An 847-nucleotide genomic window follows, 5' to 3' on the forward strand; every position below is an offset into this window, starting at 1 on the left:
ACGGTCTTTGTATTTCAGTGCAGTCACTTGTGCACCGTCACCCAGTACTTCAGTCGACAAGGCATTCTTGATCACGGTGGTGTTCGGCAAGCTGTTCAGTTTGTCTTGCAGCACCTGATCCGCACGCAATTTGGTATCAAATTCCACCAAAGTTACATGCTCTACAATCCCTGCCAGGTCGATCGCAGCTTCCACCCCCGAGTTACCACCGCCAATCACGGCGACACGTTTACCCTTAAACAGTGGGCCATCACAGTGCGGACAGTAGGCCACACCACGAGTTTTGTATTCCTGCTCACCTGGAACGTTCATCTCTCTCCAGCGTGCGCCGGTCGACAGAATCACGGTTTTAGATTCCAGTTTGGCACCATTCTCTAAAGTCACTTCCACCAGACCATTGGCCGTTTCGTCTGCCCCTTTGATATCAGACACGCGTTGCAGGTTCATGATGTCGACCCCGTATTCACGCACGTGGGCTTCCATTTCCGCTGCAAATTTAGGACCTTGGGTTTTTTGTACTGACGTGAAGTTTTCAATATCCATGGTGTCCATGACCTGACCGCCCATGCGCTCCGCCACGATCCCGGTTTTAATGCCTTTACGCGCTGCATAGATGGCTGAAGTATTCCCCGCAGGTCCACCACCAATCACCAGAACATCAAAGGCGTCTTTGGCATTCAGCTTTTCCGCATCTTTGGCAGCGGCATTGCTATCCAGCTTGGCAATGATTTCTTCCAGTGTCATACGACCCTGACCGATATGCTGGTTGTCCTGGAATACCATCGGCACCGCCATGATTTTGCGTTCTTCGACTTCTTCCTGGAAGAACTGTCTCTTATACACATCT

1 protein-coding gene is annotated in these 847 nt (G+C 51.0%); it reads right to left on the bottom strand.

The features are described 5' to 3' along the window. On the bottom strand, positions 1-847 hold an 847-nt coding region (locus BFN00_RS00375), incomplete at both ends, for an FAD-dependent oxidoreductase (protein ID WP_171260747.1).

Source organism: Acinetobacter sp. AR2-3, from assembly GCF_001878775.1.
Classification (GTDB): Bacteria; Pseudomonadota; Gammaproteobacteria; order Pseudomonadales; family Moraxellaceae; genus Acinetobacter; species Acinetobacter lwoffii_D.